The 16,596-nt window shown below is 64.8% G+C and carries 16 protein-coding genes; 3 read left to right on the top strand and 13 right to left on the bottom strand.

The genetic code is table 11. The features are described from left to right. Positions 1-232 precede the first annotated feature (232 nt). The 5 genes from OKW78_RS15445 to OKW78_RS15425 form a co-directional block, all read right to left on the bottom strand. Positions 233-1,024: a Zn-ribbon domain-containing protein gene (locus OKW78_RS15445; RefSeq protein WP_281195957.1), complete on the bottom strand. Its 792-nt coding sequence runs from the start codon at positions 1,022-1,024 to the stop codon at positions 233-235. Continuing rightward, positions 1,024-1,431: a DUF2073 domain-containing protein gene (locus OKW78_RS15440; RefSeq protein WP_281195956.1), complete on the bottom strand. Its 408-nt coding sequence runs from the start codon at positions 1,429-1,431 to the stop codon at positions 1,024-1,026. The genes OKW78_RS15445 and OKW78_RS15440 overlap by 1 nt, the downstream gene beginning before the upstream one ends. After that, entirely contained in the window at positions 1,431-2,072 is a 642-nt protein-coding gene (locus OKW78_RS15435) for an Era-like GTP-binding protein (RefSeq protein ID WP_281195955.1), read from the bottom strand. Before OKW78_RS15435 ends, OKW78_RS15440 begins: the two co-directional genes overlap by 1 nt. A 265-nt stretch (positions 2,073-2,337) precedes the next feature. Further along, on the bottom strand, positions 2,338-2,745 hold the full coding sequence (locus tag OKW78_RS15430; RefSeq protein ID WP_281195954.1) for a DoxX family protein: 408 nt from the start codon (positions 2,743-2,745) through the stop codon (positions 2,338-2,340). Beyond that, positions 2,746-3,807 carry a sialidase gene (locus tag OKW78_RS15425; protein WP_281195953.1) on the bottom strand — a complete coding sequence of 354 codons (1,062 nt, stop codon included), beginning with the start codon at positions 3,805-3,807 and terminating at the stop codon, positions 2,746-2,748. It abuts the gene before it with no gap. A gap of 91 nt (positions 3,808-3,898) precedes the next feature. Between OKW78_RS15425 and OKW78_RS15420 the strand changes: the two genes are divergently transcribed. Further along, positions 3,899-4,960 carry a TatD family hydrolase gene (locus OKW78_RS15420; RefSeq protein ID WP_281195952.1) on the top strand — a complete coding sequence of 354 codons (1,062 nt, stop codon included), beginning with the start codon at positions 3,899-3,901 and terminating at the stop codon, positions 4,958-4,960. Between the two features lie 349 nt (positions 4,961-5,309). Here OKW78_RS15420 and OKW78_RS15415 read toward each other — a convergent pair whose 3' ends face one another. Both OKW78_RS15415 and OKW78_RS15410 read right to left on the bottom strand, forming a co-directional pair. After that, a complete protein-coding gene (locus OKW78_RS15415) occupies positions 5,310-6,194 on the bottom strand; it encodes a fumarylacetoacetate hydrolase family protein (protein WP_281195951.1) in 885 nt (294 codons plus the stop codon). A gap of 131 nt (positions 6,195-6,325) precedes the next feature. Next, on the bottom strand, positions 6,326-7,681 hold the full coding sequence (locus OKW78_RS15410; protein ID WP_281195950.1) for an amidohydrolase family protein: 1,356 nt from the start codon (positions 7,679-7,681) through the stop codon (positions 6,326-6,328). 332 nt (positions 7,682-8,013) lie between these two features. Here OKW78_RS15410 and OKW78_RS15405 point away from each other — a divergent pair, with 332 nt between their 5' ends. Then, complete coding sequence (locus OKW78_RS15405; RefSeq protein WP_369335042.1) at positions 8,014-8,601, top strand: TetR/AcrR family transcriptional regulator; 588 nt, start codon at positions 8,014-8,016, stop codon at positions 8,599-8,601. A gap of 40 nt (positions 8,602-8,641) precedes the next feature. On the opposite strand, the gene OKW78_RS15400 is transcribed toward OKW78_RS15405, so the two are convergent. Then, entirely contained in the window at positions 8,642-9,862 is a 1,221-nt protein-coding gene (locus OKW78_RS15400) for a CaiB/BaiF CoA-transferase family protein (RefSeq protein ID WP_281195947.1), read from the bottom strand. Positions 9,863-10,581: 719 nt separating this feature from the next. Here OKW78_RS15400 and OKW78_RS15395 point away from each other — a divergent pair. Further along, positions 10,582-12,342 (top strand): Cdc6/Cdc18 family protein, encoded by a 1,761-nt coding sequence (locus tag OKW78_RS15395; RefSeq protein WP_281195946.1) that lies wholly within the window; start codon positions 10,582-10,584, stop codon positions 12,340-12,342. 7 nt (positions 12,343-12,349) lie between these two features. Here the strand turns inward: OKW78_RS15395 and OKW78_RS15390 are convergent, their stop codons facing one another. The 5 genes from OKW78_RS15390 to OKW78_RS15370 all read right to left on the bottom strand — a co-directional run. After that, positions 12,350-13,288: a S26 family signal peptidase gene (locus tag OKW78_RS15390; RefSeq protein WP_281195945.1), complete on the bottom strand. Its 939-nt coding sequence runs from the start codon at positions 13,286-13,288 to the stop codon at positions 12,350-12,352. A 178-nt stretch (positions 13,289-13,466) separates the two neighbouring features. Then, positions 13,467-13,760, bottom strand: a complete 294-nt coding sequence (locus tag OKW78_RS15385; protein ID WP_281195944.1) for a DUF5808 domain-containing protein — start codon at positions 13,758-13,760, stop codon at positions 13,467-13,469. A gap of 49 nt (positions 13,761-13,809) precedes the next feature. Next, positions 13,810-15,660 carry a bifunctional N(6)-L-threonylcarbamoyladenine synthase/serine/threonine protein kinase gene (locus tag OKW78_RS15380; RefSeq protein WP_281195943.1) on the bottom strand — a complete coding sequence of 617 codons (1,851 nt, stop codon included), beginning with the start codon at positions 15,658-15,660 and terminating at the stop codon, positions 13,810-13,812. Between the two features lie 12 nt (positions 15,661-15,672). Then, positions 15,673-15,978, bottom strand: a complete 306-nt coding sequence (locus OKW78_RS15375; RefSeq protein WP_281195942.1) for a 30S ribosomal protein S24e — start codon at positions 15,976-15,978, stop codon at positions 15,673-15,675. 348 nt (positions 15,979-16,326) lie between these two features. Beyond that, positions 16,327-16,596 (bottom strand): DUF359 domain-containing protein (locus OKW78_RS15370; protein WP_281195941.1); only part of this gene is annotated, 270 nt, incomplete at its 5' end.

Genomic DNA, 16,596 nt, shown 5'->3' with positions numbered 1-16,596 from the left:
CGCAGTAAGCACCGCAGAGAGTGAGCGTAGCGAACGACTGAGGAGCACAACGAGTCGCGCGAGTCCTCACAACTGGGGCTTTGGAGATGGTCACCGCACCAACAATGATTCACTCTCGATCAAACGATTCGTACTACTTGCAAGCAAGATATAACGGCGAGTTCACGGGAAATCAGACGCAAAAACACCTCGGCTGGAGCCCGATCGTCGCGAACGGACGACCTCGCGCCCTCTACTCGTCCGTGACGCCCCAGGCGTCCGGCATCTCGATGACGTATCGGCCGTCCTCCTGAAGCGAGATGATGTACTCCTGGCGGTCGTACAGCTCCATCAGGTTGAGCTCGTACTGACCGGGGCTCACGATCCGGATGCTCTCGAACTGCTCGTTGAGCTCGTCGCGGAGCTCGTCGACGCCCGGCTGTGACGCCGGCGGTTCCACCGACTCCGATCCCGCTTCCGAGGGTTCAGTCTCTCGAGCCGCGCGGTCGAGTTCGTCGGGGGAAACGACGTCGGATCGGGCGCTCGCCTGTGCGGAGTCCTCCGCCTCTCCGTCGTCGATGCGTTCGGCGTCGCCATCGACCGGATCCGTCGTGGCCGGCTCCCTCGTGTCCGATGACGTCGCATCCGATGGCGTCTCGCGTTCCGGGCGTCGATCGGCGGGGTCGAGATCCGGATCGCCGGCCGGGTCGGGTGAACGGTTCGCATCGACCGAGTCGGACGACCCGGTCGATGCGTCCCCGGTACCGGATCCCGACCTCGAGTTGAAATCGGGGGCGGATTCGGGATCCGTGGTCGGCTCGGAGTCGGCGGGTGGAGCGGAGCCGGTAGCCGGACCGGAATCGGCGGACGAAGCGGAACCGGCGGACGAAGCGGAACCGGCGGAGGGTTCGGCGGAAGGCTTCGATTCCGCCGCGCCGCCGGGTTTGAACTGGAACTTGTTGCCGCCACAGTCGGGACAGCCGGAGAGCATCTCCTTCGAGCCGTCGGGGAACGTCCGACCGCACTCGATACACTGGTGAGGCATTATTTTCTGGAGACGAGGGTGCTGATGAGGTTCTCGTCCTTGTGGAGCGTCTCGATCCGGTTCGCCGGACCGATGACGGTGAGTTTCTGTGTGGATTCCCGTCCCATCAGCTTATCCAGAAAGCTCTGGTTTCCCGACTCCGGTTTGGGGTACGTCTCGATCTCGATCCCGGTGAAGTCGTCCGGGCTGATCTCGGTCATCGTCACCTCGATGAGTTTGGACTCCTCGTCGGGCGAGAGCCCCTCCTCGAGGATGACGATGTTGCCGTCGCGGACCCCGTCGAGGATGAGCCGGATCTTCTCCATGCTGGTGAGCCCCTCCATCCGGGCCCCGCTTATCATGTCGATGCGGACGCCGTCGTCGGCGGGGTCGTCGTTCCCGTCGACGTCTGGGGTAGCACCCGGCATTATCCGAAGTACTCCGCGATCTTCGTGTACACTTCGTCCATGTTCTCGCCCTCCAACGCCGACAGGGGTATCGTCTCGTGTTGGGGGAACGCGTTGGCGATCTGCTGGACGTCCGATCCGGGGAGGTCCGTCTTGTTCGCGAGGATGAGCGCCGGGAGGTCCTGCGATTCGATGATCCCGATGAGCATCGTGTTCACCTGCGTGAACGGATCCGTCGTGGAATCGAGCACGTAGATGACCCCGTCGACGTCCTCGCGGAGCCAGTGCATGGCCTCCGCGACGCCCTCGGTCGCCTCCCGAGAGCGCCGGACCGCGTCCTCCTTGTCCATGTCGTGGTCGAGGAACTCCTTGTAGTCGACCTTCGTCGTCACGCCGGGCGTGTCGACGATGTCGATCGTGACCTTCCGGCCGTTCCGTTCGATCTCGACGTTCTCCTTCCGGCGGGCCCGCCTAGTTTCGTGGGGGATGTGGCTCTCGGGCCCGACGGCGTCGCCGGTCCAGTCGCGCGCGATGCGGTTCGCGAGGGTCGTTTTCCCGGCGTTCGGCGGCCCGTAGATCCCGATCCGCTTGGGCTCGTCGGCCGCGAACAGTCCGTCCGTGACCCGCGATATGCTGTCTCTGAGGTTCGTTAACAGTCCCATCCTGATCTCCACTTGGTGTGGTGTTTTCCCAAACGGCCCGTGCGTCGCGTCATGTGATCCCAGGCGCGTGGGGTATGACGTGGAATCCACGCCCCTTTCACTTAACAACTGCGTCAGACGCGGATGATCCGTCACGTCGCCGCCGAACGAGTCCGAAATCGGGGGGTCGAAACGCGACCGGTGCGAGGGAGCGAGGCCCGATGACCCGACCGATCGCTCGCCCTCGATTGCGGTCGAACCGATCACTCCCCGTCGAACGAACGGATCACTCCTCGTCGCTCGCGGCGTCGAGGAGGACGAAGGCGGCACCGAGCAGCGCGAGGTTCTTCAGGAAGTTGATCTTGTTTCCATGGCGCTCCTTCCCCTCCATGTTCCAGAAGTCGTGGATCGCGGGCGTCGTCCCGAGGAAGAAGACGACGAGTGCGCCCGCGGCGGCCCGCGGGAGCCGCCAGAGGACGATCCCGAGGTTGGCGACGAACAGCATTCCGGTGACGAACGGGACGAGGACGTCCGGCATCGGGACGCCCTTCTCTTCCGCGACCGCGACGCGCTTTTCGTTGTTTCTGAAGCCGTCGACGGCCATGTACGCGAGCACGCCGCCGTACAGCGACCGACCGAGTAGCGAGGGCGGGTCGCGAGTGGACTCCGACTCCGCGGATGGCTCGTCGCCCATTCACACCACCTCGATCCGGCTGACGTTGGCGTCGACTCGACCGACCGTCTCGTAGGTCGGGCCGTCGTCGGTCCCGCGGTCGGTGCGACGCATGATCCGGCCCTCGACGTCGTCGCGCTGGTCGGGGACGTCGAAGAGCCCGGACCCGCAGATCACGTCGCCGTCGTGGACCGCCCACGTCTCGACGACCTCGTGTGGCTCTCCGGGGAACGGGACGCGCTCGAAGTCGCGGCCGAAGTTCGTCGACTCGAACAGCGCCGCTTCGTGGTCGTCGTTCACCCACGCCGGAGGAGCCTCCTCGCCGCCACAATAGAACACCCGACCGTCGTGGACGAACACGCGCCGGACGTACGAGAAGTCGCTGCCGACGTCGAGCCGACTCCACGACTCGCCGGCGTCGGTCGTCCGCCAGAGCCCGCCCTCACCGACCGCGTGGCCGAGCCCGAGGTTCTCCAAGTCGTGGTCGAGGTAGCCGGTCGCCGCCAGCCAGACGTCCTCGGAGACGGGCAGGATCTGATGAACGTCGTCGACGATGGCGTCGCGACGGTCGGTCCACGTCCGCCCGCCGTCGCGGCTGACGTGGATCCCGCCGGCCTCGACGCCCGCGATGAGGTGTTCGGGGCGGCCCGGAACGGTCTCGAGCGCGCGGAGGCGAGCGTAGTGGGGGTCGATGGGCGACTCCCAGTGGCCGCGGGAGGGGAGCTCGCGGAACCCCTTCTGCTCGACCCACGTCTCTCCCCCGTCGACCGACCGGAACAGATACGGGTCGTTCGTGCCGGCATACAGCGCTCCGTCGGCCGTTGCGAGGATCGACCACACCTCGCTTTGCCCGGCGTGCCAGAAGCGATCGCCGAGCGGGACCTCCAGGTCGGTCCACGTCTGGCCGCCGTCAAGGGAGCGGAACGCACCCGTCGAGGAGGCGACGAACACCCCCTCCGTGTGGTCCCACGACTTCACTGCGGTGACGACACCGCAATCGAGGACGGGTTCGAGATCGTCGCGGTCGAACGGTACGTCGGCGACTCGGTACAGACCGGAATCTGTCCCGATCAACAGTGGCATACTCGAGTGTGAGTCGGCCGCATAATAAAGTTTTACCAATCTGTAAAACGCTAAGTACCGGGGGATACAACTCGGGAGACGACGGGATCTCATGAGTCAACGCTACCCCACCACGCGACCGACCGACGCCGACCGTCTCCAGGAACTCGATCTCGATCGGCGAGTCGACCCCGATCGCCGGGCCGACCCCGACCGGCGAGCCGACCTCGACCTCCCGACGGAGCTCCTCAACCTCCCATGGATCGATCCCCACAACCACGCGCACACGCTCTCGTGGAGCGACCGCGAGCGCTACGCCCTCTCGGGCTGCCGCTCGATGATGATGGTCTCGTCGGGGTATCACTGGACCCCGTACAAGCCCGTCGAGGCGAGCGACGTCCGTTTCCTGTGGGACGACGCGATCAACCGCCGGACGGCGATCGAGCGAAACCACTTCTTCGAGGCGAAACTCGGGCTCGGGATCCACACCGGCGTCCGGATCGAAGACCCCGACGACCTGCTCGCGGCGATGGACGACTACTGCGCGCTGGAGGAGGTCGTCGCCGTCGGCGAGACCGGCGTGACGCCGGGCCAGCACGTCGAACGGTGGGACGTCGACGAACAGCAGGCGGTCGTCGGGGCGCAGATGGAGATCGCGAACGACCACGACCTCCCGGTCCTCCTCCACACGCCGAACACGTCGACGGAGTCGAAGCGCGACTACCGGGACGGACTCGGCGTCACGCCGGGCTACGAGAAGAACGCCGGACTCGGCGCGGACCCCGTCCTCGACGGGGAGAACCCGGCGCTGGAGGCCGTCCAGCGGGACGTCGCTGCGGCACGGGACGCCGGGCTCGACGAGGAACGCGTCGTGGCCTCGCACGCGGACGCGAACAACACCGCCTACCTGATGGACGAGACCGACTGCTACCTGAGTTTCACCATCGGCCACTCGTGGCTTATCGGGGTCGACGCCGCCGACGTGGCGGACGCCATCGACGAGTACGGCCCCGAGCGGATCATGATCGACACCGACTGCGCGAACGTCCTCCGGACCGATCCCTACGCCGTGAAACGCGCGATCTTCGAGCTGTACCGCTACGGGATCGACGTCGACGACATCCGGACCGTGGTGTACGAGAACCCGCGCGACGTGTTCGGGCTGGCCGAGTGAGTGGTCCGCGGCGGAGGTAGCGATCCCCGATGCGGTGGCGCGTGCCTCCGAGCGGTCGTCGAAGGCGGCCGCGAGGAGCCCGCGCGAGGGACGCGGGGAGTGAAGGGGCGACCGGAGGGAGCTCCGAGCGAGCCGCGAGGCTGGGGAGGTGTGAGGCTGTACGGTGCGGGGCGGGACTCGAAGGGGCAGCCGGGAGGCGGGCAGACCCTCGCTGTGCTCCTCGCTCGCGTTGCTCGCTGCGGTGCTTGCGTCGCCCCTGCCCGCCTCCCGGCTGGGGCTTCGGCGGTCTCGGTCGGCGTTTCGATCCGATCTCCAAGAAACCGTACAGAAACGCGGAATCGCGAACCGACTACTCCGTCACACAGTCGTTCGTCAGCTCGCCGACGCCCTCGACGCCGATCGTCACGGTGTCGCCGTCGCCGAGCAGCACCGGCGGCTCGCGGTAGACGCCGACGCCGGGCGGCGTCCCCGTGAACACCAAGTCGCCGGGTTCGAGCGTGAACGCCTGACTACAGAACGAGACCAGTTCGTCCACGCCGAAGATGAGGTTCGCAGTCGTCGATTCCTGGAGCCGCTCGCCGTTCACTTCGGCGAAGATCTCGAGGTCGTGGGCGTCATCGATCTCGTCGGTCGTGACGAGGTCGGGACCGATCGGCGCGAACGTGTCGAGGCTCTTCCCGCGGACCCACTGACCGTCGCCGTGCTGGAGGTCGCGCGCGGAGACGTCGTTACCGACGGTGAAGCCGGCGACGTGATCGAGGGCGTCGTCCGGGTCGACCCGGCGAGTCTCCTCGCCGATCACGGCGACGAGTTCGGCCTCGTAGTCGACCTTCTCGGTGTAGTCCGGATCCCACCGGACCGCGTCTTCCGGGCCGACCACCGAGGTCGGGAACTTCGAGAAGAGGACGGGTTCGTCGGGGATGGGGTTGTCGCCCTCCTCGGCGTGGTCGCGGTAGTTCAACCCGACGCAGACGACCTTCTGCGGGTCGTCGACGGGGGCGGCGCGGTCGAGGTCGGCGGGATCACGGAGCCCGACGCCGGTCTCCTCGGCGTACTCCACGGCGAGGTCGGCCTTCCGGCGCCACTCCCAGTCGGCCAGCAGGTCCGTGGTCTTCGGGGCGAGGTCGAGGCCGGCGGCCGTCCCCGCGGTCGCGAGGTCGACCACGCCGTCGTCGGTGGCGACGCCGCTCCAGAGTGATTCGTCGTCCGTCGTCCGGTATTGTCCGATTCGCATGTGAGGTGTGGTGAGTAAGTCGAGTTCCGCTCGACGGTTTCGTGTCGGTTCGGGTGGTTAAGCTCGTGTCGGTTCGGGCGGTTATAGTTCGTGTCGGTTCGGGCGGTTATAGTTCGTGTCGGTTCGGGCGATTACAGCTCGATGCCGGCCTCCTCGAGGAGGCGCTCGCCGGAGGCGACGAACCGGTCGAACTCCTCGTGAAGCTTGGGGTTCGTCAGCTCGCCGTCGCGTTTGACGACCTCGCCGTCGACGAGGACGATGTCGATGTGCGAGGGGTCGGACTGGAACACTACCGTCTGGACGGGGGAGTGCGAGGGAGCGGTCATGAAGTCCGAGGCGTCGATCAACACGAGGTCGGCGCGCTTGCCGGGCGTGATCGTACCGATCTCGTCGGCCATGTCGAGGGCTTTGGCGCCCTCGATCGTAGCCATCTCGAGGGTGTCGCGCGCGGAGATGCTCACTTCGGTGACCTCCTCGTCGCCCTCGAGGACCGCCTGGTTGTCGAACATCCGCTGGAGCTGCATGCCGATCCGCATCTGGCTGCCCATGTCGCCGCTGACGTTCGAGCAGACGTCCACGCCCCACGCCGGGCGGCCGCCCGCCTCCAACACCTTCCCGGTGACGGGGATGCCGTGGCCCATCTGCATCTCGACCTCGGGCGTCGACGAGAAGGAGACCCCCTGCTCGACGGCGTGGTCGACGTCGTCCTGTGAGAAGTGGTTCCCGTGGGCGACGTTGACGTCGGGACCGAGCAGGTCTTCGAGGCAGCCGAAGCCCTGGTAGTCGTCGCCGTAAACGGAGGAGGGCCACAACGCGGCACCCATGTGGATGGTCGAGAGCACGCCCAGATCGCGCGCCAGTTCCAGGTCGCCGCGGGCAGTCTCGTCGGTACAGAAGTCCGGCCCGCGGAGTCCGAGCGCGAGGCTGAGGAGATCGTCGTCCCGGATCTTCTCCTCGTGGAGTTCGCGGATCTTCTCCTCGGGGAGACCGACGTCGCTCTCGTACCACCACTTCGCCGCGTCGTCGCCCGGCGGGCCGTAGGTGTACACCGCGCGTAGGCCGGCGTCCTGCAGCGCGTCGACGGCTCGTTCGCCGTGTTCGAGCGTGTTGGGGTACGACCAGTCAAGCGCCGTGGTCGTTCCGGTATGGAGCTTCTCGAACGCCCCGAAGAGGCCGCCGAGGTACATGTCCTCGGGTCGGTAGAGCCCGGTGATGTTGCCGAGCATGTGATCGAAATACTCGCCCATGAGCGACCAGTCCCCGGCGATCCCCCTGACCTGGGTCTGTGCGAGGTGAATGTGCGAGTCGACGAGGCCGGGGATGACGATGTGGTCCGAGGCGTCGATCTCCTCGGCGTTCGACGCCGACAGTCCGGTCCCGACCTCGACGATCTCGCCGTCCTCGATCAGGACGTCGGCCTCGTCGAGATCCCCCACGTCGGGATCCAGCGAGACGACGGTCCCGTTCCGTACGATCGTTTGTGTCATGTTCGATAATAGGATTTGACCAAGAGGTTAAAAGTTTACTGGGCGGTAAAGCCCGAGTGATGGGATGGTCGTCGAACCCACCGAACGGATAGGTACTGGATTCTGCGGAGCAATCGTATTATGTACCTCACACGTAGAGTACGGGTATGAGCGAGTCATCGGACGATCCCTCGGGTGCGAGATCCGGCGATCCGTCGGGCGGGTCCTCTTCCGAGTCGTCGGGCGGATCCCTTTCCGAGTCGTCGAGGGAATCTTCTTCCGAATCGTCCGGCGATCCCGACGAGGACGCCGTCGACGAGACCGTCTCCTCCAAGGACACCAAGGAAGTCATCATGGAAGCGACCTTTCGCGCGCTGAGCAAACACGGGTACAAGGACCTGCGGATGCGCGACATCGGCGAGGAGATGGACCTCACGCGACAGGTGATCCACTATCACTTCGACGGGAAATACGACCTGCTGTCCTCGTTCCTCGAGCACATCATCGACCAGTACGAGGGCAGCGTGGTCGTCGAGTGTGACGCCGATCCGCGGACCGAACTGCGCGCGCGGATCGACCAGTGTCTGTTCGGTCCCGAGTTCGAGCAGTTCGGCCACTGGGACCGGATGAAGGTGTACCACGAGCTGTACACCCAGGCGCAGAACGACGGCGACCACCGCGAGGTGTTCAACGAACACTACGACCGGATCCGCGGCAGCATCGTCGAAGTCGTCGAGGACGGGATCGAGAAAGGCATCTTCCGGGACGTCGACGCCGAACGAATGGGACAGCTCATCACCGACGTGATCCACTCCGCCCGCGGGCGGCGGATATCGTTGGGACACGAGGACGCTCCCGAGGAGGCACGGAAGGCGATGGACGAGTTCATCCTCGACTCGCTGGAGCGGACCGAGGACCGGAGATCAGAACGGATCGAGTAGCCGAGACCGATCTCCGTCGCTTACTCGTCTTCTCGGTCACTCACTCGTCTACGTCCTCCCCGAAGACGCCGAGTTCCGCGAGCCGATCGATCTCGTCTTCGGAGTAGCCGTGCTCGCGGAACACCTCGCGGTTGTGTTCGCCGAGAAGCGGCGGCGGGAGTTCGAAGCCGCTGTCCGCGTTGCGGAACTTGAGCGGGTGCTCGATCACGGGAACCTCGCCGAGTTCGGGGTGTTCGATCTCGGTGATCGTCCCGCGTGCCTCGATCTGTGGGCTATTGAGGGCCTCCTCGACGCTGTACACCGGACCGGCCGGTACCCCCGCGTCCTCCGCGATGACCTCGATCCACTCGTCCGTCGTCTTCTCGGCGAGCGTCGCCTCGATCTCGGCTTCGAGCTCCTCGAGATGCCCGACGCGATCGGCGTTCATCTCGAAACGCTCGTCCTCCGGGAGATCGGGGCGGTCCAGCGCCTCACAGAGTTCACCCCAGAGCTTCTCGTTGAGGATACAGATGTTGATGAACCCGTCCTTCGTCTCGAAGGTCTGGTAGGGAGCGAGCACGGGATCCTTCGTCCCCATCCGCTTCGTCTCCTCGCCCGCGAAGACCATCCCCGCCTGCTTGGTGAGCCACGGGAGGGCCGCCTCCAGCATGCCGAGGTCGATGTACTCGCCCTGGCCCGTTCGTTCACGGCGGTACAGCGCGGTCGTCGCGCCGAACGCCGCCCACATCGCCGTGATGAGGTCCGTCATGGGAAGCCCGACCTTCACCGGCTGGCGACCCTCCTCGCCCGTGACGCTCATGATCCCGCTCATTCCCTGAATGAGGAGGTCGTATCCCGATCGCTCGCTCCACGGGCCCGTCTGACCGAACGCGGAGATGGCGAGATAGATCAAGTCCTCGTTGTGATCGGTGAGCGTCTCGTAGTCGACGTCGAGTCGTTCCGCGGTTCCGGGACGGAAGTTCTGGATGAAGACGTCGGCCTCCTCGACGAGTTCGTACAGAGCTTCCTTGGCGTCGGGGTTCTTCAGGTCGAGTTCGAGGCTCTTCTTTCCGTAGCTCAGCGTCCAGTAGTAGGGCGATTCGCCCTTGATGAAGGGCGGCCCGGAGTGTCGGACTGCGTCGCCGTATCCCGGCTGTTCGATCTTGACGACCTCCGCGCCCTGGTTCGCCAGCATCGCCGAGCAGAATCCGCCGGTGACGAACGTCGAGAGATCGAGGACCGTTACGCCCTCGAGGATCTTCCCGTCCGTACTCTCGGTCATCGAAACACCATCCACGTGTGAGACAGCCTCGTGTGTTGTCTACCCATACGAAACGAACTCGTGCGTAGTGTACTCATATGTTGTGTGTACTCTGCTTACTATATGGTAAAACCATTGGCATCGACCGTTATCTTTCAGGGGTCGAGATCCGATCTCACCCCCCACCCCTTTGTTTCGTGTGGAACGGCCGGAGGCGATGTGGGATCCCGGTGGACGATACCGACGGCGGTTCGGCCCGATCGAGTTCTGGAAATAATATCGGGAAGGATATTATAAAATAATAGATCTATACAAACAAATAAACTGGAAGGGACTGTCGAGGGTACCTTTTCGGCTATCATATTATAAATCCTTTGGTAAATAGTGACCGATCTCTCACCCCACCCTCCTATCTCACCGTTCCACACGAAACGAAGGGGTTGGGGGGTCAGGATAGAGAACGACAACAAACTCGATATCGAAGCCGATATCGAAGTCGACGTGACCCGAATTCGTCGGACGAGATCGGCTATCCGTTCATCGGTCACGCGATCCCACGAACCACGGGGGACCGTTTCAACTCCAGAGAGGAACACTTTAGTACCACCTCTTCGTCTGGTTCCACTGTATCAACTGGACGTGGTCGTTCTCGGCTTCGACCACGTATTCGCGTTTCAGGCCGGAGACGGTGTAACAGCGCACTTACATCACCACATTCCACCTGAAACAGGGGGGTTCACATGGACGAAGGCGACCACACACCGCGGGCCGACGGCAGCGGGGAATCGAGTGACAGCGACGACTCGGACCATACTTCGTGGGAACGATCCTCGTCACAGCCTCACGACGATCCGGAACGCGTCTCGGAGTCGTCTCTCAACGATCCCCTTGACGACTCCCTTGATTCGACCGATTCAGATGCCACGGTCGATCCGGACCCCGCGGCTGACCCGACCCCCACGGCCGACCCGAATCCCACAGACGACACGGAATCGAACGCGACGGACGACGTCGATTCGGAAGCTACGAGCCTCGGGAAGGGAGGTCGCGACCGATCGTCGCCGGACGTCGATTTCGACGGCGTCGTCCTCGACAACGACGACGACAATCAAGGACTGTTCGACGACCTCCTCTCGGGGGAACCGATATTCGAGAACAAGGAGGTTCTCCGGCCCTCCTACACTCCCCACGAGCTCCCTCACCGAAACGATCAGATCAACCGAATGGCGACGATTCTCGTCTCGGCGCTCCGGGGAGAAACCCCCTCGAACATCCTCATCTACGGGAAGACCGGGACGGGAAAGACCGCCTCCGCGAAGTTCGTCTCACAGGAACTCGAGTCGACCTCCCAGAAGTACGACGTCCCGTGTGAAGTCGAATACATCAACTGTGAGGTGACCGACACCCAGTACCGGGTCCTCGCACAGCTCGCAAACACGTTCATCGAAAAGAACCAAGCGGTCATCGCCGACAGACTCGAGCAATACGAATCGATTCGCGCGGACGCGCGAGACGATGTGCTCGACGAAGGGGCGCTCCTCGCCGGAACTGAATTCGACACCCTCGCCGAACTCGACGATCGGATCGACGAGCTCGAAGCCGACGCCGAGGAGATGGAGGAAGTGCCGATGACCGGGTGGCCGACCGACCGCGTGTACACGACCTTCTTCGACGCGGTCGACTACCACGAGCGCGTAGTCGTCATCATGCTCGACGAGATCGACAAACTCGTCGAGAAGAGCGGCGACGACACCCTGTACAACCTCTCGCGGATGAACTCCGAGCTCGACAACTCCCGCATCTCGATCATGGGGATCTCGAACGACCTGAAGTTCACCGACTTCCTCGACCCGCGGGTCAAATCCAGCCTCGGCGAGGAGGAGATAGTCTTCCCCCCGTACGACGCTAACCAGCTCCGCGACATCCTCCAACACCGCGCCGACATCGCGTTCAAGGGGGACGCGCTCACCGACGACGTGATCCCGCTTTGTGCCGCCTTCGCCGCCCAGGAACACGGGGACGCGCGTCGTGCACTCGATCTCCTTCGGACCGCAGGCGAGCTCGCCGAACGTTCCCAAGCCGAGATCGTCGCCGAGAAACACGTTCGGCAGGCCCAGGACAAGATCGAACTCGACCGCGTCGTGGAGGTGGTTCGAACCCTCCCGACCCAGAGCAAGATCGTCCTCTTCGCCGTGATCCTCCTCGAGAAGAACGGCGTCCACAACATCAACACCGGCGAGGTGTTCAACATCTACAAGCGGCTCTGTGAGGAGATCGACGCCGACGTGCTCACTCAGCGCCGCGTCACCGACCTCATCAGCGAGCTCGACATGCTGGGGATCGTCAACGCGGTCGTCGTCTCGAAGGGACGCTACGGCCGAACCAAGGAGATGGGGCTGTCGGTTCCAGTCGAAGAGACCGAGGCGGTCCTCCTCTCGGACTCGCGGCTCGGCGACATCGAGAACGCACAACCGTTCGTTCAGGCTCGATTCGATAACTGACGGCCAGTCACGCGGCGACGGAACCGGCCGTCCCGTCCGACGCTCGGATCTCCTCGGTCCCGTATCCGGTCGACGGCGACACGACGACGGTCCCGAGCACGTCGCTGACTTCCGCCTGTCCAGTCGCGATCAGCCGGACGTATCCGAGGTACGGCACTCGGACCCTGGCGACCCCGGTGACCCATTCGGCGGCCACGGGCTCGGCGAGCCCGTTGGCCTGGTCGTACTGGCGGTTGTTGTCGCCGAGGGTGACGAACCCGGCGTGCGGCGCGGGACAGTTGCGGAGTTCCGCGCAGTCGTCGGCGTTATGGAATCGATCGTCGGCCCGAGCGTACCAGTTCTCGCCCTCCTCGACGTGAAACATCGCGCGGTGGATGATCGGCGACGCCTGTCTCCCGGGAGGTTGATAGATCACGACCGAGCCGTATTCGCCGAACGTTCGGTAATCGCTCTCCTCGCCCGTCTCGTGGGTCACGACCCCGAGGTCGTTGTCGGCGACGTCGGGTGCGAGCCGTCCGGGTTCGGTGACGAACACGAGGTCGCCGGTTTTCATGTTTGGCTCCATGCTCGCCGACTCGACCGCGACCATCGGCGGCCACACCCCGCTCACCGCGAACAGGATCAATCCGATCAGGAGCACGACCGCCACGCTGGAGAGCATCTCCCGGAGCCACATGAGCGGCCCCTCCACGTCGTGACGGAACCGGTAGGGCAGTCCCGGCCCCTCGTCGTCAGCGACTCCGGCTTTCGCGGTTGGTACGTCGTCGCTCGAATCGTCGTCGATCGGACCATCGTCGATCGGATCGGTCTCGATCGTCTCATCATCGGCCGAGCCATCACCGACTGAGTCCTCATCGATCGGATCATCGGTAGTAGATCCGCCATCGCCCGGGTCGTCGACGGGTGAACCGTCACCGCTTGACGCCGGCCGATCTTCGGGGTCCATCACGCCGGATTTGGCGGCTTCCGGTCATAAGTTTCCGGGTCCCGTCCGACGGGTCTCCGGATCATCATCGGACCGATCGCCGGATCGCTTCCCGTCCGTTCCGGGCCGGTTCGACCGTGCCGATGCTCAAATCGACCTGATGAGAAACCACTCGGATCGTCAGCTCCGGCCCGGGATCTCAATCGTCGTCAACGATCACTTCGACGGGGCCGGCGCCCTCGCTCTCGGATTCGCTCGATCCGGTCCCGGTCGTTTCCGAACCCTTCTGTTGCCAGTAGAGCCCGCCGGCGACCGCGAGAACGACCCACGAACGCCAGTTCGCGAGGTTCAGCGTGTAACCGATCCCGAACGGCTTCTCGACCAACATTCCCTTGTCTGGCTGCCAGTACGACGAGAGGAGCCGACCGAGGCTCGGTCGATCGAAGTTGTACGGGATCCCGAGTATCTCTCCCGACGACGGTTTGTCTCCCATACCCGTACGTCACGCGCCGGGCATAAAAACCGTGTCGACGGCGATCCGCTCAGCGATACCGACCTCGACCCCGGACCTCGCGAAGCCGATCGAGGACCGCCTCCTCTCCCACCTCTCGATACCCCTCCTCGAACGCGTCGATGAGCCGATCGGGATCCGTCGCCGTCGCGGTCACCGACCCCTCGAACACGTGGAGATCCATCGCGTGATCCTCGACGTGTCCGGTGTGATATCCCAGACCGAAGTCGATGAGGTACGTCCGACCACGGGTTCTTCCGGAACCGGACTCGCCGTCTCCGACCCAGACGTTTTCGCTTCCGACCCTGACGTTCTCGTTTCCGACCCTGACGTTTCGGGTCGTTGGATCGCCGTGAACGAACCCCGCCCTGTGGAGTCGCGCGAGGTGTCGTCCCACGGACCGGACCGCTCGTACCGTCCGATCCGCTTCCGTCCGATCTCCTCCAGTCCGATCTCTCCCCGTCCGATCGGCCCCCTCCCCGTCTCCCCCGCGGAGAAGCCTCGCCAGATCGCGTTCCCCGACGTACTGGAGGGTCAACGTCGACTCCGATACGTCGACGTCGTACACGAGGGGGGTCGGGACCCCCGCTCGCCGCGCCTCGCTCGTCAACCGGGCCTCGGCGACGGTTCGCTCCCGCCGAAGCGAGCGGTCCAACGCCGGGTGTCGGTACTCCTTCGGGATCCGACGCTTCCGGACTACCGGCCCGTCGACCATCGTTCCGATGGAGCCGATCCCGGAGGTGTCATCCGTGTCGGTGTCGGCGTATCTCACTTCCACGACCGCCTCGGCCCCTCGACGGTCGCGGTCGCCCTCGCTCTCGAGGTCGTTTTCGCTTCCGGTTCCGAGTCGGGCGACGGACGACTCGTCGTTCCGCCACGTCACGGGCACCTGATCCGGCCGGAAGTTCGGATCGATACGCGAATCGCGGATCGCGAGCGTGTCGCCCGCGGCCGCCATCTTCGCGCCCAGCACCGCGATCATTCCGGCGTTGTCGCGGAGGTACCGCGGGTCGGGCGCGTGAAACGCCGCGCCGCGGGCCGCACACATCGTTTCGAGCATCTCGCGGAGCCGGTCGTTCTGGCCGACGCCCCCGCCCAATACGAGTTCGTCGGCACCGGTCAGCGAGAGCGCTCGCTCCGAGACCTCCGTGAGCATGGCGAAGACGTGTTCCTGGAGCGAAAAACAGATCTTCTCAACCGGCTCGCCGTCGTCGTACGCGTCGTTCGCGGCCGAGCTGATCCCCGAAAACGAGAAGTCCATTCCCTTGACCACGTACGGCAGATCGAGCAGGTCGGCCGGATCTGAATCCCGATCGGTTCCCGAGACCTCCGCGGCCGCGGCCTCGACCTTCGGTCCGCCGGGATGGGTCCACCCGACGTGTCGGGTGAACTTGTCGATCGCGTTGCCGACGCCGGCGTCCATGGTCTCGCCGAGGACTCGATACCGTCCGTCGTGGTAGCCGAGCAGGTGGGCGTTCGCGCCCGACGCGTTCAGACACACCGGGTTGGAGAACCCCGACTCGTGGCGGCCGATCTCGAGATGGGCGACCATGTGATTGACGCCGACGAGCGGAACGTCGAGCGCGCCCGAGAGCGCCCGTGCGGCGGTCCCGATCGTCCGGAGACACGGACCGAGCCCGGGTCCTCGCGAGAAGGCGACGGCGTCTATCGCGTTCGGACCGTACTCCGCCTCGGCGGCGTCCAGCACCGTTTCGACCACCCGCGGGATGGCCTCCGACATGTGCTCCGCCGCCTCGCGCGGGTGAATGCCGCCGCTATCGGGTTCGTAGGGATCGGATTCGATTACCGTCGAGCCGGTCTCGGCGTCGTGGAGGGCGGCGCTCGCACACCACGCCGTTCCCTCGATACCGAGAACCCGCATTCGGTCGACGTCTCAGGCCTCTTCGCCGTCGTCGCCGTCGGCACCGATCTTGTTCCGCTCGAGCATGTAGTCCTGCTCGACGTCGAGGGCGTCCGCCGCGGAGTCGTACACCTTCGCGTATCCGACCGTCTTGCGCATCCCGAACTTCGTGTCGAGTTCGTGGACGACGACCTCCTCGGAGGCCTTGTCGAGCTTGGCGGCAAGCGAGTCACGGACCGAGAGACGGGAGGGGGTCGCCTCCTCGTGGACCGTCTCGAAGCGGATGTCGGTTCGGTGCAACATGGGGTTTTCTTCCTCGGAAATGATGTCGACGTCCATAGTTCAGTTACGTGTACTACCCCCCGAACGCTGTAAAAGGATTTCGAAGCGGGTGGAGGGCCGTCCGAACGGTCGTCCCGCCCGTTCGGCGATCCGTCGTTTCGGCGGTTCGGTGGTTCGGTCCACGTCCCGTCGTTCGAACCCCTTGCTTTCCAGTGGAAAACCGAGCGGCAGACGAGACGCCCCCGCTCCAGTACGGCGATTCTCGACTCGATTCGAAGCCGATCGATCCGGTCTGAACACTTCCGCTTCGGTGGATCGATTCGCTTCGGTGGATCGCTTCAGTACGGACCCCGCGCTCCGAACTGGATCGGCATCCCGAGCCGCTATCGAGGGTCGTTCATCGAGCTATCGAGAGTCATCCGTCGAACCCGATCCGGACAGCCCGAGCGCGTCGAACCCGGCGTCGACGTTCCCCTCGAGCGCCTCGAACAGTTCGCGGGCGGTGCGTCGACTCTCCGGTGTGACCTCGACCCGAACCATTCCCTCGCCGGGCTGGCCGTACACGACGCTCGCGCCGTCGGATGTGGCCAGGATCGCCGGCAGCGCGGCCAGGTCCTCCTCGCCGTCGACCTCGATCGTGACGGGGTCGGGATCGGAAAGCGCGTCGACGAGCGC

Source organism: Halorubrum sp. F4 (genome assembly GCF_027257195.1).
Classification (GTDB): Archaea; Halobacteriota; Halobacteria; order Halobacteriales; family Haloferacaceae; genus Halorubrum.
Note: the sequence above shows the minus strand (reverse complement) of the source record. Positions and strands in the feature narration are given on the sequence as shown.